The organism is Pantoea sp. Ap-967 (assembly GCF_011752565.1).
Taxonomy (GTDB): Bacteria; Pseudomonadota; Gammaproteobacteria; order Pseudomonadales; family Pseudomonadaceae; genus Aquipseudomonas.
This window is the reverse complement of record NZ_VWXK01000011.1, coordinates 117,489-136,950: the sequence shown is the minus strand read 5'-3', so window position 1 is coordinate 136,950 and position 19,462 is coordinate 117,489. Positions and strand designations below refer to the sequence as shown.

Sequence of the window (19,462 nt, the reverse complement as noted above, 5' to 3'; positions counted from 1 at the left end):
CCCAACCTTTGCTCTACGCTTTTCAACTCCTCAACAAACATAACAGCCAGGAGACACACCATGCGTTACGCACATCCCGGTACCGAAGGCGCGAAGGTTTCCTTCAAGAGCCGCTACGGCAACTACATCGGTGGTGAGTTCGTTCCTCCGGTAAAGGGTGAATACTTCACCAATACGTCCCCGGTGAACGGCCAGCCGATTGCCGAATTCCCCCGTTCCACTGCCGAAGACATCGACAAGGCCCTGGATGCCGCCCACGCCGCAGCCGACGCCTGGGGCCGCACCTCGGTCCAGGACCGCTCCAATGTCCTGCTGCGCATCGCCGACCGCATCGAGCAGAACCTCGAAGTGCTGGCCATCACCGAAACCTGGGACAACGGCAAGCCGATCCGCGAAACCCTGAACGCCGACATTCCACTGGCCGTCGACCACTTCCGCTACTTCGCCGGCTGCATCCGCGCCCAGGAAGGCGGCGCGGCCGAAATCAACGAAACCACCGTGGCCTACCACATCCACGAACCGCTGGGTGTGGTTGGGCAGATCATTCCGTGGAACTTCCCGATCCTGATGGCCGCGTGGAAGCTCGCCCCGGCCCTGGCCGCCGGCAACTGCGTGGTGCTCAAGCCCGCCGAGCAAACCCCGCTGGGCATCAGCGTGCTGGTCGAGCTGATTGGCGACCTGCTGCCCAAAGGCGTACTGAACGTGGTGCAGGGCTATGGCCGCGAGGCCGGTGAAGCGCTGGCCACCAGCAAGCGCATCGCCAAGATCGCCTTCACCGGCTCCACCCCGGTGGGCTCGCACATCATGAAGTGCGCCGCCGAGAACATCATTCCGTCCACCGTCGAGTTGGGCGGCAAGTCGCCCAACGTGTACTTCGAAGACATCATGCAGGCCGAGCCGAGCTTCATCGACAAGGCCGCCGAAGGCATGGTGCTGGCGTTCTTCAACCAGGGCGAGGTGTGCACCTGCCCGTCGCGCGCCCTGGTGCAGGAGTCGATCTACTCGCAGTTCATGGAAGTGGTGATGAAGAAGGTGCTGCAGATCAAGCGTGGCGACCCGCTGGACACCGACACCATGGTCGGCGCCCAGGCCTCGCAGCAGCAGTTCGAGAAAATCCTCTCCTACCTCGACATCGCCCAGAAGGAAGGCGCCGAGCTGCTGACCGGCGGCAAGGTGGAAAAACTCGAAGGGGCGCTGGCCACCGGTTACTACATCCAGCCCACCCTGCTCAAGGGCAACAACCGCATGCGCGTGTTCCAGGAAGAAATCTTCGGCCCGGTGGTCAGCGTCACCACCTTCAAGGACGAAGCCGAAGCCCTGGCCATTGCCAACGACACCGAGTTCGGCCTGGGCGCCGGGGTGTGGACCCGCGACATCAACCGCGCCTACCGCATGGGCCGTGGCATCAAGGCCGGCCGGGTGTGGACCAACTGCTACCACCTGTACCCGGCGCATGCCGCGTTCGGCGGGTACAAGAAGTCCGGGGTTGGCCGTGAAACCCACAAGATGATGCTCGACCATTACCAACAGACCAAGAACCTGCTGGTGAGCTACGACATCAACCCGCTGGGCTTCTTCTAAATCCTGGCAGGGCCTCGGGGGCTGCCTTGCAGCCCATCGCAGGCAAGCCAGCTCCTACAAGGGGATTGCGTAACCCCTGTAGGAGCGGGCTTGCCCGCGATGAGGCCTGGCCTGCAAAACCACAACCCAGAGCCCCTACAGCCCTGGCCCGCTTCCTGCACTACCCATCACCATCGGCCCGGAACCCCTCCGGCCACCAAGAAAAAGAACAGGTGAAACTATGCCAAGCGATCATTCCGCCGGCGCGCCGGCAGGGTCTTCCGTCGACTTCGAAAAGGTCGGTTCCGACTATTTCCAGCAACGTGAACTGAAAAAAGGCGCCGCCGGCTGGGTGCTGCTGGTGGGCCTGGGCGTGGCCTACGTGATTTCCGGCGACTACGCCGGTTGGAACTTCGGCCTGGCCCAGGGCGGCTGGGGCGGCATGTTCCTCGCCACCTTGCTGATGGCCACCATGTACCTGTGCATGTGCTTCTCGCTGGCTGAATTGTCGTCGATGATCCCCACCGCCGGCGGTGGCTACGGCTTTGCCCGTAGCGCCTTCGGGCCCTGGGGCGGTTTCCTCACCGGCACGGCGATCCTCATCGAATACGCCATCGCCCCCGCCGCCATCGCCACGTTCATCGGCGCCTACTGCCAGTCGCTGTTCGGCATCGGTGGCTGGATGATCTACCTGGCCTTCTACGTGGTGTTCATCGGCATCCACATTTTCGGCGTCGGCGAGGCGCTGAAGCTGATGTTCATCATTACCGCCATCGCCGCCATCGCCCTGGCCGTGTTCCTGGTGGCGATGGTGCCCCATTTTGATGCAGCCAACCTGTTCGACATCGCCCAGACGAACGCCGCGGGTGCCAGCAGCTTCCTGCCGTTCGGCTATGTCGGGGTGTGGGCGGCGATTCCCTACGCGATCTGGTTCTTCCTGGCGGTCGAAGGCGTGCCACTGGCGGCCGAGGAAACCAAGAACCCCAAGCGCGACCTGCCACGCGGGCTGATCGGCGCGATGCTGGTGCTGCTGGCCTTTGCCCTGCTGATTCTCGTTGTCGGCCCCGGCGGCGCCGGTTCCGAAGCGCTCAAAGCCTCGGGCAACCCACTGGTCGAGGCACTGGCCAAGGCCTACGGCGGTTCCACCTGGATGGGCGGCTTCGTCAACCTGGTTGGCCTGGCGGGCCTGATCGCCAGCTTCTTCTCGATCATCTACGCCTATTCGCGGCAAATCTTCGCCCTGTCGCGCGCCGGCTACCTGCCGCGCAAACTCTCGGAAACCAACAAGAGCAAGGCGCCGGTCATGGCCTTGGTGATTCCCGGGATCATCGGCTTTGCCCTGTCGCTGACCGGCCAGGGCGACCTGCTGATCCTGGTGGCGGTATTCGGTGCCACACTGTCCTATGTGCTGATGATGGCCGCGCACATCACCCTGCGCATTCGCCGGCCGAAGATGGAACGCCCCTACCGCACCCCGGGCGGCATTTTCACCTCGGGCCTGGCCCTGGTGCTGGCCTGCATTGCCGTGGTCGCGGGTTTCTTGGTCGACCCACGGGTGGTGATTGGCGCAGCGGTGATCTACGCCGTGCTGATCGCCTACTTTGCGTTCTACAGCCGCCACCACCTGGTGGCGGGCACACCGGAAGAGGAATTCGCCGCGATCCAGAAGGCCGAACAAGCCTTGCACTGATTGCCGCCACCTGCCGCGGGCCAGCCCGCGGCCCTGGAGATTCTGTATGACAGCTTTCGTACACACGGTAGGCCAGCTGGTCTACCGCTTCGACAGCCTCAAGGACGTGATGGCCAAGGCCAGCCCGGCCCGTTCCGGCGACTTCCTGGCCGGGGTCGCCGCGGCCAACGACGGCGAGCGGGTGGCCGCGCAGATGGCGCTGGCCGACATCCCCCTGAAGCACTTTCTCAATGAAGCGCTTATCCCCTACGAACAGGACGAGATCACCCGGCTGATCGTCGACACCCACGATGCCCAGGCCTTCGCCCCGGTCAGCCACCTGACCGTTGGCGGCCTGCGTGACTGGCTGCTGGGCGATGAGGCCAATGAGGACAGCCTGCGCGCCCTGGCCCCCGGCCTGACCCCGGAAATGGCCGCCGCGGTATCGAAGATCATGCGCGTGCAAGACCTGGTGCTGGTGGCGCAGAAGATCCGCGTGGTCACACGCTTTCGCGGCACCATGGGCCTGCGCGGGCGGCTGTCGACCCGGCTGCAGCCCAACCACCCCACCGACGAGCCGGCCGGTATCGCCGCCAGCATCCTCGACGGCCTGCTGTACGGCAACGGCGATGCCATGATCGGCATCAACCCGGCCACCGACAGCATCGCCTCGATCTGTGCCCTGCTGGAAATGCTCGACGCCATCATCCAGCGCTACGACATCCCCACCCAGGCCTGTGTGCTGACCCACGTCACCACCTCGATCGAGGCCATCAACCGCGGCGTGCCGCTGGACCTGGTGTTCCAGTCGATTGCCGGTACCGAGGCAGCCAACGCCGGGTTCGGCATCAACCTCAATGTATTGCAGGAAGGCTACGAAGCCGGCCTGTCGCTCAAGCGCGGCACCCTGGGGCAGAACCTGATGTATTTCGAAACCGGCCAGGGCAGCGCCCTGTCGGCCAATGCCCACCACGGTGTCGACCAGCAAACCTGCGAAACCCGCGCCTACGCCGTGGCCCGCCACTTCAAGCCGTTCCTGGTCAACACCGTGGTCGGTTTCATTGGCCCGGAATACCTGTACAACGGCAAGCAGATCATCCGCGCAGGCCTGGAGGACCATTTCTGCGGCAAGCTGCTCGGTGTGCCGATGGGCTGCGACATCTGCTACACCAACCACGCCGAAGCCGACCAGGACGACATGGACACCCTGCTGACCCTGCTGGGCGTGGCCGGGATCAACTTCATCATGGGCATTCCGGGCTCGGACGACATCATGCTCAACTACCAGACCACCTCGTTCCACGACGCGCTGTATGCGCGCCAGACCCTGGGCCTCAAGCCCGGGCCGGAATTCGAGGCCTGGCTGCAGCGCACCGGCATCTTCACCCAGGCCGATGGCCGCGTGCGCTTTGGCGACAACCTGCCGCCGGCGTTCCGCCAGGCCCTGGCGCAGTTGGCATAGGAGCTGACCATGGCACACCGTACGCCCACCTCGCACCCGCAAAGCCCCTGGCTGGCCCTGCGCGACCTGACCCCGGCGCGTATCGCCCTGGGCCGCTGCGGCACCAGCCTGCCCACCGCCGCACAACTGGATTTCCAGTTCGCCCATGCCCAGGCCCGCGATGCCGTACACCTGGCCTTCGACCACGCGGCGCTGTGCGAACAGCTCACGGCACGCGGCCGTGACAGCCTGGTACTGCACAGCGCCGCCAGCGATCGCCACCAATACCTGCAGCGCCCAGACCTGGGCCGGCGCCTGAGCGACGACTCCGCCGCCACGCTGCGCCAGCATGCCCAGGCCAACCCCGGGGGCGTCGACCTGGCCATCGTGGTCGCCGACGGCCTTTCGGCCCTGGCCGTGCACCGTCATACCCTGCCGTTCCTGGCGCGCTTCGAGGAGCAGGCCAGCGCCGATGGCTGGCGCAGCGCGCCGGTGGTGCTGGTGGAGCAAGGCCGGGTGGCGGTGGCCGATGAAGTGGGTGAACTGCTGGGGGCACGCATGACCGTGATACTGATCGGTGAGCGCCCAGGCCTCAGTTCACCCGACAGCCTGGGCCTTTACTTCACCTATGCGCCGAAAGTTGGCCTGACCGACGCCTACCGCAACTGCATTTCCAATATTCGTCTGGAGGGCCTGAGTTACGGCATGGCCGCCCACCGCCTGCTATACCTGATGCGCGAAGCCTGCCGCCGGCAGCTGTCGGGCGTGAACCTGAAGGATGAAGCCGAAGTCCACAGTATCGCCAGCGAGCAACCGGCAGGTGCCCGCGGCAATTTCCTGCTTGGTGAAGGGTAAACAAGCTGTCACGGAAGGCGGATTGCGCAGAAGGCCAGCATTGGGGCAGGATTCCCCCCTGTAGAACCGCTGGCAATCCGCTGTTTCCCCAAATGGACTCTGAGGGCCGCACATGCGCATTATCAAGGCAACCCTGGAACACCTCGACCTGCTCACCCCGCTGTTCGTCCGCTATCGCGAGTTCTATGGTGAGCTTCCCTACCCAGACAGCTCACGCGCCTTCCTGGAAAAGCGCCTCAAGCGTGGCGAATCGGTGATCTACCTGGCCATAGCCCTGGACGATGAGCGCAAGTTGCTTGGCTTTTGCCAGCTGTACCCGAGTTTTTCCTCGCTTTCGCTCAAACGGGTCTGGATTCTCAACGACATCTTCGTCGCCGAGGACTCGCGGCGCATGCTGGTGGCCGACCACTTGATGCGTGAAGCCAAGAAGATGGCCCGGGAAACCCAGGCCGTGCGCATGCGGGTATCGACCACCGCCAACAACGAGGTGGCGCGCAAGACCTACGAGTCGATCGGCTTCCGCAAGGACACCGAGTTCGAAAACTACGTATTGCCGATCAGCCACGAGTGACCTGCACCGGCCTCTTCGCGGGCAAGCCCGCGAAGAGGCTGGTGCAGGCTCATGCGGTAACCCCCCGCTACAAACTCACCGGGCAGGTTTTCCACTTCGCCGTATAATGCCCCTCTGTCGCGTGTGAATTTTTACCCCCACGCCAGGAAATGATGCCAACACCCAGGGCATAGCCCGTCATTGCGTGCCCGTATCGGCGGGTCAGAACACAGGTGCTGTACATGGAATTCAACCCGCTGGACTTAATCCTGCATCTCGATACCTACCTCGATCTGCTGGTCACCAACTACGGCCCCTGGATCTACGCCATCCTCTTCGCCGTGATCTTCTGCGAAACCGGCCTGGTGGTGATGCCGTTCCTGCCGGGCGACTCGCTGCTGTTCATTGCCGGCGCCGTGGCCGCCGGTGGCGGCATGGACCCTGTCCTGCTGGCGGGCCTGCTGATGGCAGCGGCCATCCTGGGCGACAGCACCAACTACATCATTGGCCGCACCACGGGGGAAAAACTGTTCAGCAACCCCAATTCGAAGATCTTCCGCCGCGATTACCTGCAGCGCACCCACGAGTTCTATGACCGCCATGGCGGCAAGACCGTGACCATGGCGCGCTTCCTGCCGATCCTGCGTACCTTCGCACCGTTCGTCGCCGGCATCGCCCACATGCATTACCCACGTTTCCTGACCTTCAGCGTGGCAGGTTCCCTGCTGTGGGTCGGCGGCCTGGTGACCCTGGGCTACTTCTTCGGCAACGTGCCGTTCATCAAGCAGCACCTGTCGCTGATGGTGGTGGGCATCATCGTGCTGTCGCTGGTACCGATGATCCTCGGCCTGCTGCGCGGGCGTTTCAGCCGCACGGCGGCCCACTGACCGGGCATGTGGTCGTTCAGCGCCTGGCGGCGCAAGCGTACCCTGGCGCGCTACCCGGTGGCGCCGCAGCAATGGCAGGCCATCCGCGAGCGCCTGCCCATGCTCGATGGCATCAGCGCCGCCGAAGACCAGTGGCTGCGTGAGGCCTGCATCCTGTTCCTGCTCGACAAGCACCTGACCACCCTGCCCGGGGTGGAACTGGACGACCAGCAGCGGCTGTTCCTCGCCGCCCAGGCCCAGCTGCCGCTGCTGCACCTGGGCGAGCTGAACTGGTACCAGGGTTTCCACGAGATCATCCTCTACCCCGACGACTTCAAGAGCCCGCAGCGCCACCGCGACGCCAGCGGCGTGGAGCATGTGTGGGACGCCGAGCACAGTGGCGAGGCCTGGCAACAAGGCCCGGTGATCCTGGCCTGGGCCGGGGTACTGGCCAGCGGCGGGTGGGAAGCCTACAACCTGGTGATTCACGAACTGGCGCACAAGCTGGACATGCTCAACGGCGACGCCAACGGCCTGCCGCCGTTGCACCCAGGCATGCGTGTGGAAGACTGGGCGGCGGCCATGCAACAGGCCTTCGATGACCTCAACCGCCAGCTCGACGCCGACCCCGACGCGCAAACCGCCATCGACCCGTACGCCGCGGAAAACCCGGCGGAGTTCTTCGCCGTCACCAGCGAGTACTTTTTCAGCGCCCCCGACCTGCTGCACCAGGCGTATCCACAGGTGTACCAGCAGCTGTCGCTGTTCTACCGGCAAGACCCGCTGGCGCGCCTTGAGCAGTTGCAGGCCGAGCACCCGGAGTACCGTGAAAGCCACGCCTGATGCGCCCGCCACTCACGCCGCAGATCAGGCCAGGCGTGGCATGGCCTGGCGGAATGTGCCTATAATCGCCGCCACTTTTTTGATCAAACACGGGGGCACTGCCCAATGAGCTACAGCAAGATTCCGGCGGGCAAAGACCTGCCGAACGACATCTACGTCGCCATCGAGATCCCGGCCAACCACGCGCCGATCAAATACGAAATCGACAAAGACAGCGACACCCTGTTCGTCGACCGCTTCATGGCCACCCCGATGTTCTACCCGGCCAACTACGGCTTCATCCCGAACACCCTGGCCGACGACGGTGATCCGCTCGACGTGCTGGTCGTCACCCCGTACCCGGTTGCCCCTGGCTCGGTGATCCGCGCGCGCCCAGTTGGCGTGCTGAACATGACCGACGACGGCGGCGGCGACGCCAAGGTCATCGCCGTTCCTCACGACAAGCTGAGCCAGCTGTATGTCGACGTGAAGGAATACACCGACCTGCCAGCCCTGCTGATCCAGCAGATCGAGCACTTCTTCGCCAACTACAAGGATCTGGAGAAGGGCAAGTGGGTCAAGATCGAAGGCTGGGAAGGCGCTGACGCCGCCCGCGCTGCGATCACCAAATCGGTTGCTGCCTACAAAGGCTGATACCGTTTTGCAGGAAAACCCCGCTACGGCGGGGTTTTTTATGGGCGTTTTGCAGGTAAAAGGTAAAAATTCCTACGGCGTCCTACACCAGCCTCCTACATCTTGGGCGTTTTCCTACAGCCTGCGTCAACATTGGGTTGATACCCCTGCTGGCACCGCGCCGCTACACTCGCCGCCATGAACACATCCGGTGATCGCCTCAAGGCCCTGCTCCAAGAATGTGGCCTGTCCCCTTCCGATTTCGCCGCCCAGCGCCGCGTCACGTCGCAGCACGTGAACAACTGGTTCAAGCGCGGCATTCCCCTGGCCCGCATCGATGAGCTGGCCGACCTGTTCAGTGTGCACCGGCGCTGGCTGCGCACCGGCGAAGGCCCCAAGCACCCCAACCCGCTGCTGCGCATGAGCCCGTCGCGCCCGGCCCGGGAGGTGGCGCCAACCACCCTGACCAGCCCTGGGGCGCCGTTGTTGCAGGTGCCCTACCATGTGGTGCACGAAGGCGAGTTGGTGGGGGTCGACGGCTATCACATGGTGCTACCGGCCGAAGCGCTGCAGGTATTGGGCGTGCCGGAAGACAGCGCCATCTGCGTGGCCATGCCGGCAGCCAACATGGCCCCGTGGATTCCTCGCGATGCGATCCTGGCAGTGGACCTGAGCCAGACCGAGGTGGTCGACGGCGAAACCTACGCCCTGCGCCACAATGGCAAGCTGCGGGTACACAGCTTGAGCATCGGGCATAACCGCCTGCTGTGCCTGCACAGCCACAACCAGGGCAACTACATGGTGGAGCGCTACACCCCCACGCAATGCCTGGTGCAGGGCCTGGAAGTGCTGGGTTGGGTATTCCACTGGTCGCATTTCCGCCAGCGCCGCCCGGGGTGACACAACGTGTGCCAATTTTTGCTGGGCATCTTGGCCCAGCCCTTGTATGCTACGCGGCACATTCAGCCCCGGCCGGTGCAAACCGCGTTCCAGAGGGCTCGGCGACGTTCCACACGACCGTCAGCCATCTCTTTCAGGCCCTTGATGGCCACACAGTTAAGGCGGTTGCGGCTTACCATAAATTAGTCGGAACCGTCCCCGAGAAGCCGGCCACAAGCCGGCTTTTTAATGCCCGTCAGATAGAGCCCCGCTTGCGCGGCGCATCGCGAGCTTTGCTCGCTCCTACCGGATTTGTGCAGAAACCGTAGGAGCGAGCGCAGCTCGCGATGCGCCGCGCGGGCGGCGCTCGATGTCATAGGCGCTGCACATCTGCCGACGAACACCTGAACTTAGAAGTCATACCGCGCCCCGACCATCATGCTGCGCGACGGCCCATAGAAGTTGAACGTGGAGGTCGACCCCACCCGCGACAGGTAATCCCGGTCGAACAGGTTGTTGACGTTGAAGGTCGCGGTCAGCTTCGAGGTCACCGGGTACGACAACATCGCATCCACGGTCGCATACCCCGGCGCATCGATGCGCACCCCACCGTTCTCAGCGTAGAAGTTGCTCATCGCCGACACCCCACCGCCAATGGCCAAACCGGTCAGCGGCCCCTGGCTGATGGTGTACTTGCTCCACAGCGATGCCTGGTTGCGCGGCATGATGAAGAACGTCGTCTCCGCATCGCCCTTGACCGTCTCGGTTTCCATCCAGGTGTAACCGGCCAGCAGCTCCCAGTTCGGCGTCAACTTGCCGCTCACTTCCACTTCGGCGCCTTTGACCCGGGTCTTGCCGGAGGCCACCGAGAAACCGGTATCGACACCGTCAGCATCGTATTCGGTGCTGGCGCGGTTCTTGTCGGTCAGGCGGAACACCGAGAAGCGCGTGTTCAGGTCGCCACCGAAGTAGCTGCTCTTGAGGCCGAACTCATATTGCTCGCCCTGGCGCGGCTTGAGCACCCGGCCATTGCCGTCGGTGTCCGACTGCGGCTTGAACACCTGCGAGTAGCTGGCGTACAGCGCATGGTTGTCGGTCAGGTCGTACACCACACCGCCATAGGGGGTGAAGCGGCCGCTCACTCGCTTGCTGTCGTCGACCGTCGAGCCGCTGCTCAGCGTCGTGGTGTAGAAATCGCCGCTGTACCAGCTGAAACGGCCACCGGCGATCAGCGCCAGGCGCTCGACCGGGCGGAAGGTGACCTTGGAGTACAGGCCGTACTCTTGCTCTTGCATGCCGGTTTCGGTGCTGTAGTTCGGCGATGGCTTGTTGAAGCGCGTCGGCGAGTAGGTGTTGACGTTGATGCTACCCAGGTTGGTGGTGCCGTTCAGGTATTCGGTGTCGTAGTTCTTGTAGTCGGTACCCACCACGAATTCGCTGACCTGGCCGAAGGTTTCGAACGGCTGGCTGTAGCTGGCGTCGAGCGAGTAGGTGTCCTGGGTGAAGTCACGGGCGCTGGCACGCTCGGAGTTGGCCCCGGTGGTGGCGTTGGTCGCGGTGAAGGCATACAGGTAGTTGGTGTCGCGGTGCGAACCACGGGCAGCGACCCGGCCGTAGCCGCCGTTGTCGAAGCGATGGGTCAGCTCAGCGACCAGGTCGGTGGTCTTGCCATCGAAGTAGTTCCAGTCGGCACCGAGGAAGCGCGAGTGGCTGAAGTCGGGCACCTCGCCGGACAACGTGGCCGGGTAGCCGTTGTGCGGGGTGATGTTCTTCACCTCGTGGATCAGGCCGAACGACAGGGTGGTGTCTGCGTCCAGGTCGATGTCCAGCGCGCCATAGTAGCTATTGCTGGTGTTGGCGTTGTAGTCGACCTCGCCATTGGTGTCGTCACGCGAGGCAATGAAGCGCCCACGCACGCGGCCGGCCTCATCCAGCGGCCCGCTCAGGTCGATTTCCTCGTGGTTGGTGTCCCAGGTGCCATAGCTGCCCTCGATGTGGCCCTGGAATTCGGCGGTGGGGCGCTTGCGCACCATGTTGACCACGCCACCCAGCTCGCTGGTGCTGCTGAACAGCCCCGCCGGGCCGCGCATGATCTCGACCCGGTCGAAGGCTGCCAATGACGGCACGGTGCCGAAGATGCTGGCCATCGGTGCCGGCAGGCCGTCGATGTTGAACTCGCTGTACTCGTAGCCACGGGCGTAGATCGACGAACGGCCACTGTCGTTGGTCAGGGTACGCAGGCCGGCGGTGTACTTGGCCAGGTCGTCCAGGTGCACGAACTGGCGGTCCTTGACGTAGTCCTGGGTGTAGACGGTGATCGACTGGGGGATGTCCTTGAGCGCAGCCGGCGTCTTGGTGCCCACGGTGGCAGCGTCGACGCTGTAGCCGCCGGTGGCTTCGGAGGGCAGCATGTCGTACAGGCGGTTGCCCTCGATGGTCAGTGCCGGCAGGTCCAGCGAGCCGTCGGCCGCAGCCTGGTTCGCGACCGTTTCAGCCAGTGCCGACACTGAAAACGGCGCCAGCAAGCCCAGCACCAGCCATCCACGAACCCGCCCCGGGTTCCCCATACCTTTGCAACCACTCATGACACGCCCCTAGCCCAAATGATATTGAATCGCAAACGAAACACGTTGCTTTTTGCGAACGATACCGGAGCAAAACCAGGGGTGCAGCAGGATTAACCTTCTTAACACATGCCGTGGGCACGGGACGATTGCCCTCGCCTGCCCACAATGGGATGATCGCCAACTGATATGAATTCTCATTCAAGACGCCCGATGCCCACCTCTCTCCTGCTCGTCGAAGATGACCCCCGCCTGCGCCAAGACCTGCAGCGCCACTTTCTGAACCGCGGTTTCCAGGTGCATGACTGCGCCACCGGCACCCAGGCCCTGAGCGCGGTGCGCCAGAGCCACTTCGACCTGGTGCTGCTGGACATCATGCTGCCGGGCATCGACGGCCTCAGCCTGCTCGACGAGCTGCGCCGCCAGCAGGCCGTGCCGGTGATGCTGATGTCGGCGCTGGGCGCCGAGCAGGACCGCATCAGCGGCTTTACCCGTGGCGCCGACGACTACCTGCCCAAGCCCTTCAGCCTGGCCGAGCTGGATGCCCGGGTGGACGCCCTGCTGCGCCGCGTGGCCTTCGGGCGCAACACCCCTGCGCAGGCCGAAACCGGCCAGCTGGTGTTCGACCAGGACCTGCAGGACGTGCTGCACCAGGGCAAGGCCGCAGGCCTTACGGCCTCGGAATTTCGCTTGCTGGCCACCTTGAGCGCCCACCCCGGTGAAGCCCTGAGCAAGCCGTTCCTCTACCAGACCGTGCTGCACCGGGCCTACACCCGCCTGGACCGCGGCCTTGACGTGCACGTGTGCAACCTGCGCCGCAAGCTGGTCGACATCGCCGCCCAGCATGTGCAGATCCAGGCCGTGCGTGGCCAGGGCTACCTGCTGGTCAACACGGAACAAGCCTGATGCGTCGCCACCCCCTGCTGTGGAAACTCGCCGCCCTGCAAGTCAGCTTCTGCCTGCTGCTGACCTGGCTGATCTGGACCTGGGGCCTGTCGGTGGAACGCAGCACCTACTTCCTGTCCCAGGCCGACCAGGACTACCTGGCGCGCTACGCCCAGCAGGCCGAAGACGCCTGGCAAGCGGGCGGCGCCAACGGCGCCGAGGCCTTTCGCCGGCAGCTGGAAAAGGCCGAGGACACCTGGGTGGTGTTGCTCGGCCCGCACCTGCAAAGCCTCGGCACCACGCCGCTGGACGCCGAGGAGGCCAGCCACCTGACCTTCATGCGCAAGCTCGACTGGCCGATGAGCCGGCGCCTGCAGGACGAGCTGCCCTACGTCAGCATCGAGTTCCCGCAGCACCCCGAGGCCGGCCGCCTGGTGCTGCAATTGCCCGAGCGCCTGCTGCCCACCGGCCTTACGCCCTGGACCCACGTCATCACCCACGGTGTGGCCCCCACGCTGCTGGCGCTGCTGCTGGGCCTGGCCTTGTACCGTCACCTGGTGGTGCCGCTGAACCGCCTGCGCGACCGCGCCGACGCCCTGCGCGCCGACGACCTGGAAAGCCCGGGCCTGCCCCTGCAAGAGCGCCGCGACGAATTGGGTGAGCTGGCCCAGGCCTTCGAACACATGGCCGGGCGCCTGCGCCAGAGCCTGGAGCAGCAGCGCCTGCTGCTGCGCACCTTGTCCCACGAGTTGCGCACGCCCCTGGCGCGGCTGCGCATCGCCCATGACAGCGACCTGCCGCCAGCGCAACTGCGCGAGCGCCTGGAACGTGAGGTGAATGACATGCAGAAGCTGCTCGAAGACACCCTGGACCTGGCCTGGATGGACACCGAGCAACCGCAGCTGGCCACCGAGCCGGTGCTGATGGTGTCGGTGTGGGAGGCCCTGTGCCAGGACATCTGCTTCGAAAGCGGCTGGGCCCCTGCCCGCCTGCCCTGCTCGCTGGGCACCGACTGCCGGGTGCAAGTGCACCTCGACAGCCTGGCCCAGGCGCTGGAAAACCTGATGCGCAATGCCATCCGCCACTCACCCGCAGGCGGGCGGGTCAGCCTCGATGGCTGGCGTGAAGCAGGCTACTGGCACCTGCGCGTCAGCGATCAGGGGCCCGGCGTACCGCACGCGGACCTTGAGCGCATCTTCAAGCCCTACCAGCGCCTTGAAAACAGTGGTGCAGGCTTTGGCCTGGGGCTGGCCATCGCCCGCCGCGCCATCGAACTGCAGGGCGGCAAGCTCTGGGCCAGCAACGCGCACCCCGGGCTGTGCCTGCATGTACTGCTGCCCGCGAGCGAGGAGTGTTTAGAAAGTTAAGGCGCTTTACGCTCAATCGGTACTGATTATCATCGGGCCCTTCCCGCACGGCGCCGATGAGACTCCCGATGAGCAAGATGACCCTGTCCCTGGCCTTGACGCTGGCCCTGGTGGCCCCCGTCGCCCTGGCCCAGCCGGAGCACGAGCAGAAGATGGACACGTCACTGCTGCAGCGCCAGGACCTGGCCTACCGCTTCAGCCAGCTCGACCTGGATTCGGCCGACGGCCAGCGGCACTACCGGTTGTGGATTGGCAAGCCGAATCGCCCGGCACCGGCCGCAGGTTATCCGGTGCTGTGGATGCTCGACGGCAATGCCGCGCTAGGGGCACTTGGCCGCCAGCAGCTTGACCGCCTGGCGGCTGGCCAGGCGCCATTGCTGGTGGCGGTGGGGTACCAGACCGAACAGCGCATCGAGCGTACCGGGCGTACCTTCGATTACACCCCCAGGCTGCCAGGCAATGCCGAGCAGCGCGACCCGCTGACCGGTGAGCCCAGCGGTGGCGTGGATGCGTTTCTCGACCTGCTGGTGAGCAAGATGCGCCCGAGGGTGGCAGGTGTGGCGCCGATTGACCTGGCGCGGCAAACGTTGTGGGGGCATTCCTATGGCGGGTTGGCGGTGCTGCATGCGCTGTTCACCCGGCCCGAGGCGTTTAGCGACTATGCCGCAGCCAGCCCTTCGCTGTGGTGGCATGACGGGGCGATCGTGCGCGAGGCGCAGGGGTTGCCGCAGCGCCTGGGGAATAGCCGGCCACGCGTGTTGCTGATGCGTGGGAGCGAGGAACCAGCGAACCCACGTGGGCCTTTGCAGCCGGGGGCGGAGCGGCCAGCGGTGGCGCTGGCGGATGATCTGGCCAAGGTGCCTGGGGTGCAGGTGCGCTATGAGCGGTTCGAGGGGCTGGGGCATGGGGCGATGTTGCCGGCTTCGCTGGGCAGGGTGATTGACGAGATGGCTCGGTAAGCCAGCATCGGCCCTGATCGCGAGCTGCGCTCGCGCCTACCGGGGGGCGCACAGATGTTGTATGCTGCCCCGGTCTTCAGGGCGGGGTGAAAGTCCCCACCGGCGGTAAATCGAAAGATGAGCCCGCGAGCGCTCCGGCCATGCCGGAGGTCAGCAGATCTGGTGCAACTCCAGAGCCGACGGTCATAGTCCGGATGAAAGAAGGCGTAAAGCAGGGGCCATCCGGGCGCCCCTGCGCGCGCATTTTGTTCGCCCCGAGACGTTCATCGATCATTCACGAGGAGCGTTTCATGTCCCCTTTGCTGCACAAACAATTCCCCAACGTATCCGCCGCCATTGCCGCCTTCCAGGCCGGCCGCCCCGTGCTGCTGCTCGACGATGACGACCGCGAGGACGAAGCCGACATCGTGGCCGCCGCCCAGAACCTGTCGCTGGACACCATGGCCATGATGATCCGCGACTGCAGCGGCATCGTCTGCCTGTGCCTGGACGAGGCCACCGTCGACGCCCTGCAACTGGCGCCAATGGTGCAGAACAATCAGGCCCGCCATGGCACCGGCTTCACCGTCACCATCGAAGCGGCCGAAGGCGTGAGCACCGGGGTTTCGGCCCAGGACCGCATCACCACCATCGAGGCGGCGCTGCGTTCCACCGCCGAGCAACGCCATATCGTCAGCCCAGGCCATGTGTTCCCGCTGCGTGCGCGCGACGGTGGTGTGCTGGCCCGCCGTGGGCACACCGAAGGCTCGGTGGACCTGGCGCGGCTGGCCGGGTTGCGCCCGGCGGCGGTGCTGTGCGAGCTGATGAACCCCGATGGCAGCATGGCCCGTGGTGAGCAGGTGGCGGTGTATGCACGGCAGTACAACCTGCCGGTGCTGACCATCGAAGAGTTGGCGCGGTGCCGTGAGGCCATGGTGGCGTTGGAGGCCGAGCCGGCCTGATTGAGCGTATGGGGCCGCTTTGCGGCCCAATCGCGAGCTGCGCTCGCTCCTACCGGGGCGCGCGCACGTCAGGCAGCCCGCGAATGGGCCGGCAAATCCAGCGGAAGTTTGCTCCCCTAGCCCCGCTCTGCTAACGTCGCGCCGTTCCGACCCGCCACCGAGACTGTCGCCATGGCCCGCAAAAAAGCCTCCCTCGATTTCGAACAATCCCTCGCCGACCTGCAAGCCCTGGTCGAACGCCTGGAGAACGGCGAACTGTCGCTGGAAGACTCGCTGGCCGCCTTCGAGCAAGGCATCGCCTTGACCCGCGATTGCCAGGGCGCCCTGGCCCAGGCCGAGCAGAAAGTGCAAATCCTGCTGGAGCGTGACGGCGAGCTGGCTGCCCAGCCGTTCGACGCGGAGCCCGAAGCATGATCGGCGAGTACCAGGCCAGCTGCCAGGCGCGCGTCGACGCAGCCCTCGACCCGCTGTTCGTCGCCCCGTCCAAAGAGCTGGAACGGCTCTACGCGGCCATGCGCTACAGCGTGATGAACGGCGGCAAGCGGGTGCGCCCGCTGCTCGCCTACGCCGCCTGCGAAGCCCTGGGTGCGCCGGCCGAACAGGCCAACGGCGCCGCTTGCGCGGTGGAGCTGATCCACGCCTACTCGCTGGTGCACGACGACCTGCCGGCGATGGACGACGACGACCTGCGCCGCGGCCAGCCAACCACCCACAAGGCGTTTGACGAAGCCTGCGCGATCCTGGCCGGTGACGGCCTGCAGAGCCTGGCCTTCAGCGCCCTGCTCGACCCGCGCCTGAGCACGCAGCCCGACAGCATCCGCCTGGCCATGGTCCAGGCCCTGGCCAAGGCTGCAGGCCCGGCGGGCATGGTCGGCGGCCAGGCCATCGACCTCGGCTCGGTAGGCATGAAGCTCGACCAACAGGCCCTGGAATACATGCACCGGCACAAGACCGGCGCCCTGATCGAAGCCAGCGTGCGCCTCGGCGCCCTGGCCAGCGGCCGCGCCGAGCCGGCGCAGCTGGATGCCCTGCAGGTGTATGCACAGGCCATCGGCCTGGCGTTCCAGGTGCAGGACGACATTCTTGACGTGGAAAGCGATACCGCCACCCTGGGCAAGCGCCAGGGCGCGGACATCGCCCGTGACAAACCGACCTACCCGGCGTTGCTGGGGCTGGACGCCGCCAAGGCCTATGCAACCGAACTGCGCGACCAGGCGCTGGTCGCACTGGAAGGGTTCGGTGAAAAGGCCGAGCCGCTGCGGGCGCTGGCGCGTTACATCGTCGAACGCCGCCATTGATTGATCGGGGCCGCTTTGCGGCCCTTCGCGGGCAAGCCCGCTCCTGCAGGGATAGGTGATCTCCTATGGGAGCGGGCTTGCCCGCGGAGGGCTGCACAGCAGCCCCAGTAGCACCCGCATGAATGGGCAGTATTTCCCACAATGGGGTAAACTGCCGCGTCTTCACACACCTATAACGACTCGCCTGATGCCCACGACGTTTCAAGAGATCCCCCGCGAACGCCCGGTCACGCCGTTGCTCGACCGCGCTGACACGCCTGCCGGCCTGCGCCGGCTGGCCGAAGCCGACCTGGAGACCCTGGCCGACGAGTTGCGCCAGGAATTGCTCTACACCGTTGGCCAGACCGGTGGGCATTTCGGTGCCGGCCTGGGTGTCATCGAGCTGACGATCGCCCTGCACTACGTCTTCGACACCCCGGACGACCGGTTGGTGTGGGACGTCGGCCACCAGGCCTACCCGCACAAGATCCTCACCGGCCGGCGCAACCGCATGCTCAGCCTGCGCCAGAAGGACGGCATCGCCGCCTTCCCGCGGCGCAGCGAAAGCGAGTACGACACCTTTGGCGTCGGCCACTCCAGCACCTCGATCAGCGCCGCCCTGGGCATGGCCATCGCCGCCCGCCTGCAAAACAGCGCGCGCAAGTCGATCGCGGTGATCGGTGACGGTGCGCTCACCGCCGGCATGGCCTTCGAGGCGTTGAACCACGCCCAGGAAGTCAACGCCGACATGCTGGTGATCCTCAACGACAACGACATGTCGATTTCGCGCAATGTCGGTGGCCTGTCCAACTACCTGGCCAAGATCCTCTCCAGCCGCACCTACGCCAGCATGCGCGAAGGCAGCAAGAAAGTGCTGTCGCGCCTGCCCGGGGCCTGGGAAATTGCCCGCCGCACCGAGGAATACGCCAAGGGCATGCTGGTGCCCGGCACCTTGTTCGAAGAGCTGGGCTGGAACTACATCGGCCCTATCGACGGCCACGACCTGCCGACCATGATCGCCACCCTGCGCAACATGCGCGACCTCAAGGGCCCGCAGTTCCTGCATGTGGTGACCAAGAAGGGCAAGGGCTTCGCCCCGGCCGAGGTCGACCCCATCGGCTACCACGCCATCACCAAGCTTGAACCGGCCGACAAGCCGGCGGCGCCGAAGAAGGCCAGCGGGCCCAAGTATTCCGCGGTGTTCGGCCAGTGGCTGTGCGACATGGCCGCCGCCGACAAGCGCCTGGTGGGCATTACCCCGGCCATGAAGGAAGGCTCCGACCTGGTGGCCTTCAGCGAACGCTACCCGCAGCGCTACTTCGACGTGGCGATTGCCGAGCAGCACGCGGTTACCCTGGCCGCCGGCATGGCCTGCGAAGGCAGCAAGCCGGTGGTGGCGATCTACTCCACCTTCCTGCAGCGCGCCTACGACCAGCTGATTCACGACGTGGCCGTGCAGAACCTCGATGTGCTGTTCGCCATCGACCGCGCAGGCCTGGTGGGCGAAGACGGCCCGACCCACGCGGGCAGCTACGACCTGTCGTACCTGCGTTGCATCCCCGGCATGCTGGTGATGACCCCAAGCGACGAAAACGAGCTGCGCAAGATGCTCAGCACCGGCCACCTCTACAACGGCCCGGCCGCCGTGCGCTACCCGCGTGGCACCGGCCCGAACGCACCGATCAGCAGCGACCTCGAACCGCTGGAAATCGGCAAGGGCGTGGTTCGCCGCCAGGGCGAAAAGGTTGCCCTGCTGGTGTTTGGCGTGCAGCTGGCCGAAGCCCTGCAGGTGGCCGAGCAGATCAACGCCACAGTGGTCGACATGCGCTTCGTCAAGCCGCTGGACGAGGCCCTGGTGCTGGAGCTGGCCGCCAAGCATGAACTGCTGGTGACCATCGAGGAAAACGCCATCATGGGCGGCGCTGGCGCTGCCGTCGGCGAGTTCCTGGCCAACGAGGCCGTGGTCAAGCCGCTGCTGCACCTGGGGTTGCCGGATATCTATGTCGAGCATGCCAAGCCTGCGCAGATGCTGGCCGAATGTGGGCTGGATGCGGCTGGCATCGAAGCGGCTGTTAAAGCTCGCATGGCCAAGCTTGGGCTCTAGGGCCCTTTCGCGGGGCAAGCCCGCTCCTACACACAAATGGTCGATGACACATCTGTAGGAGCGGGCTTGCCCCGCGAATGCTAGTGTACT

At 65.2% G+C, this 19,462-nt stretch carries 17 protein-coding genes and 1 riboswitch; of the genes, 16 read left to right on the top strand and 1 reads right to left on the bottom strand.

Translation table 11 applies throughout. From position 1 onward, the window contains the following. The first annotated feature begins 60 nt into the window (after window positions 1-60). The 9 genes from F3J45_RS14105 (at window position 61) to F3J45_RS14065 (ending at window position 9,296) form a co-directional block, all read left to right on the top strand. Window positions 61-1,581, top strand: a complete 1,521-nt coding sequence (locus F3J45_RS14105; protein ID WP_167063325.1) for an aldehyde dehydrogenase family protein — start codon at window positions 61-63, stop codon at window positions 1,579-1,581. A gap of 220 nt (window positions 1,582-1,801) precedes the next feature. Beyond that, a complete protein-coding gene (eat, locus tag F3J45_RS14100; RefSeq protein ID WP_167063322.1) occupies window positions 1,802-3,250 on the top strand; it encodes an ethanolamine permease in 1,449 nt (482 codons plus the stop codon). Window positions 3,251-3,296: 46 nt separating this feature from the next. Then, a complete protein-coding gene (locus F3J45_RS14095; protein WP_167063319.1) occupies window positions 3,297-4,691 on the top strand; it encodes an ethanolamine ammonia-lyase subunit EutB in 1,395 nt (464 codons plus the stop codon). 9 nt (window positions 4,692-4,700) lie between these two features. Continuing rightward, window positions 4,701-5,525 carry an ethanolamine ammonia-lyase subunit EutC gene (gene eutC / locus F3J45_RS14090; protein ID WP_167063316.1) on the top strand — a complete coding sequence of 275 codons (825 nt, stop codon included), beginning with the start codon at window positions 4,701-4,703 and terminating at the stop codon, window positions 5,523-5,525. Between the two features lie 112 nt (window positions 5,526-5,637). Beyond that, window positions 5,638-6,096, top strand: a complete 459-nt coding sequence (locus tag F3J45_RS14085) for a GNAT family N-acetyltransferase (protein ID WP_167063313.1) — start codon at window positions 5,638-5,640, stop codon at window positions 6,094-6,096. Window positions 6,097-6,317: 221 nt separating this feature from the next. Next, window positions 6,318-6,962, top strand: coding sequence for a DedA family protein (locus F3J45_RS14080; protein ID WP_167063310.1), 645 nt, complete (start codon window positions 6,318-6,320; stop codon window positions 6,960-6,962). Window positions 6,963-6,968: 6 nt separating this feature from the next. Beyond that, entirely contained in the window at window positions 6,969-7,784 is an 816-nt protein-coding gene (locus tag F3J45_RS14075) for a zinc-dependent peptidase (RefSeq protein ID WP_167063307.1), read from the top strand. 105 nt (window positions 7,785-7,889) lie between these two features. Further along, window positions 7,890-8,417, top strand: coding sequence for an inorganic diphosphatase (ppa, locus tag F3J45_RS14070; RefSeq protein WP_003255365.1), 528 nt, complete (start codon window positions 7,890-7,892; stop codon window positions 8,415-8,417). A gap of 177 nt (window positions 8,418-8,594) precedes the next feature. Further along, a complete protein-coding gene (locus F3J45_RS14065) occupies window positions 8,595-9,296 on the top strand; it encodes an XRE family transcriptional regulator (protein WP_167063304.1) in 702 nt (233 codons plus the stop codon). A gap of 389 nt (window positions 9,297-9,685) precedes the next feature. Here F3J45_RS14065 and F3J45_RS14060 read toward each other — a convergent pair whose 3' ends face one another. Then, window positions 9,686-11,860: a TonB-dependent siderophore receptor gene (locus F3J45_RS14060; RefSeq protein WP_167063301.1), complete on the bottom strand. Its 2,175-nt coding sequence runs from the start codon at window positions 11,858-11,860 to the stop codon at window positions 9,686-9,688. A 192-nt stretch (window positions 11,861-12,052) separates the two neighbouring features. Between F3J45_RS14060 and F3J45_RS14055 the strand changes: the two genes are divergently transcribed. The 7 genes from F3J45_RS14055 to dxs all read left to right on the top strand — a co-directional run bounded on the left by F3J45_RS14055 (window position 12,053) and on the right by dxs (window position 19,372). Next, a complete protein-coding gene (locus F3J45_RS14055) occupies window positions 12,053-12,745 on the top strand; it encodes a response regulator transcription factor (protein WP_167063299.1) in 693 nt (230 codons plus the stop codon). Beyond that, complete coding sequence (locus F3J45_RS14050; protein WP_167063296.1) at window positions 12,745-14,091, top strand: sensor histidine kinase; 1,347 nt, start codon at window positions 12,745-12,747, stop codon at window positions 14,089-14,091. The genes F3J45_RS14055 and F3J45_RS14050 overlap by 1 nt, the downstream gene beginning before the upstream one ends. A gap of 68 nt (window positions 14,092-14,159) precedes the next feature. Beyond that, window positions 14,160-15,050: an alpha/beta hydrolase gene (locus F3J45_RS14045; RefSeq protein WP_167063293.1), complete on the top strand. Its 891-nt coding sequence runs from the start codon at window positions 14,160-14,162 to the stop codon at window positions 15,048-15,050. Between the two features lie 68 nt (window positions 15,051-15,118). Beyond that, a riboswitch (FMN riboswitch) is annotated at window positions 15,119-15,260 on the top strand. Between the two features lie 80 nt (window positions 15,261-15,340). Then, window positions 15,341-15,991 (top strand): 3,4-dihydroxy-2-butanone-4-phosphate synthase, encoded by a 651-nt coding sequence (ribB, locus tag F3J45_RS14040; protein WP_167063290.1) that lies wholly within the window; start codon window positions 15,341-15,343, stop codon window positions 15,989-15,991. Between the two features lie 171 nt (window positions 15,992-16,162). Next, on the top strand, window positions 16,163-16,405 hold the full coding sequence (locus tag F3J45_RS14035) for an exodeoxyribonuclease VII small subunit (protein ID WP_027594918.1): 243 nt from the start codon (window positions 16,163-16,165) through the stop codon (window positions 16,403-16,405). Continuing rightward, window positions 16,402-17,289, top strand: coding sequence for a (2E,6E)-farnesyl diphosphate synthase (gene ispA, locus F3J45_RS14030; RefSeq protein WP_167063287.1), 888 nt, complete (start codon window positions 16,402-16,404; stop codon window positions 17,287-17,289). Before F3J45_RS14035 ends, ispA begins: the two co-directional genes overlap by 4 nt. 187 nt (window positions 17,290-17,476) lie before the next feature. Beyond that, window positions 17,477-19,372 carry a 1-deoxy-D-xylulose-5-phosphate synthase gene (gene dxs / locus F3J45_RS14025; protein ID WP_167063284.1) on the top strand — a complete coding sequence of 632 codons (1,896 nt, stop codon included), beginning with the start codon at window positions 17,477-17,479 and terminating at the stop codon, window positions 19,370-19,372. The last annotated feature ends 90 nt before the right edge of the window (window positions 19,373-19,462 follow it).

Bases quoted from the DNA above. Each gene is read 5' to 3' on its own strand.
- dxs (WP_167063284.1), top strand. From the start codon at position 17,477: ATGCCCACGACGTTTCAAGAGATCCCCCGCGAACGCCCGGTCACGCCG.
- ispA (WP_167063287.1), top strand. From the start codon at position 16,402: ATGATCGGCGAGTACCAGGCCAGCTGCCAGGCGCGCGTCGACGCAGCC.
- F3J45_RS14085 (WP_167063313.1), top strand. From the start codon at position 5,638: ATGCGCATTATCAAGGCAACCCTGGAACACCTCGACCTGCTCACCCCG.
- F3J45_RS14060 (WP_167063301.1), bottom strand. From the start codon at position 11,860: ATGAGTGGTTGCAAAGGTATGGGGAACCCGGGGCGGGTTCGTGGATGG.
- F3J45_RS14035 (WP_027594918.1), top strand. From the start codon at position 16,163: ATGGCCCGCAAAAAAGCCTCCCTCGATTTCGAACAATCCCTCGCCGAC.
- F3J45_RS14075 (WP_167063307.1), top strand. From the start codon at position 6,969: ATGTGGTCGTTCAGCGCCTGGCGGCGCAAGCGTACCCTGGCGCGCTAC.
- F3J45_RS14055 (WP_167063299.1), top strand. From the start codon at position 12,053: ATGCCCACCTCTCTCCTGCTCGTCGAAGATGACCCCCGCCTGCGCCAA.
- ribB (WP_167063290.1), top strand. From the start codon at position 15,341: ATGTCCCCTTTGCTGCACAAACAATTCCCCAACGTATCCGCCGCCATT.
- F3J45_RS14080 (WP_167063310.1), top strand. From the start codon at position 6,318: ATGGAATTCAACCCGCTGGACTTAATCCTGCATCTCGATACCTACCTC.
- F3J45_RS14045 (WP_167063293.1), top strand. From the start codon at position 14,160: ATGAGCAAGATGACCCTGTCCCTGGCCTTGACGCTGGCCCTGGTGGCC.
- F3J45_RS14105 (WP_167063325.1), top strand. From the start codon at position 61: ATGCGTTACGCACATCCCGGTACCGAAGGCGCGAAGGTTTCCTTCAAG.
- F3J45_RS14095 (WP_167063319.1), top strand. From the start codon at position 3,297: ATGACAGCTTTCGTACACACGGTAGGCCAGCTGGTCTACCGCTTCGAC.
- F3J45_RS14050 (WP_167063296.1), top strand. From the start codon at position 12,745: ATGCGTCGCCACCCCCTGCTGTGGAAACTCGCCGCCCTGCAAGTCAGC.
- eutC (WP_167063316.1), top strand. From the start codon at position 4,701: ATGGCACACCGTACGCCCACCTCGCACCCGCAAAGCCCCTGGCTGGCC.
- eat (WP_167063322.1), top strand. From the start codon at position 1,802: ATGCCAAGCGATCATTCCGCCGGCGCGCCGGCAGGGTCTTCCGTCGAC.
- F3J45_RS14065 (WP_167063304.1), top strand. From the start codon at position 8,595: ATGAACACATCCGGTGATCGCCTCAAGGCCCTGCTCCAAGAATGTGGC.
- ppa (WP_003255365.1), top strand. From the start codon at position 7,890: ATGAGCTACAGCAAGATTCCGGCGGGCAAAGACCTGCCGAACGACATC.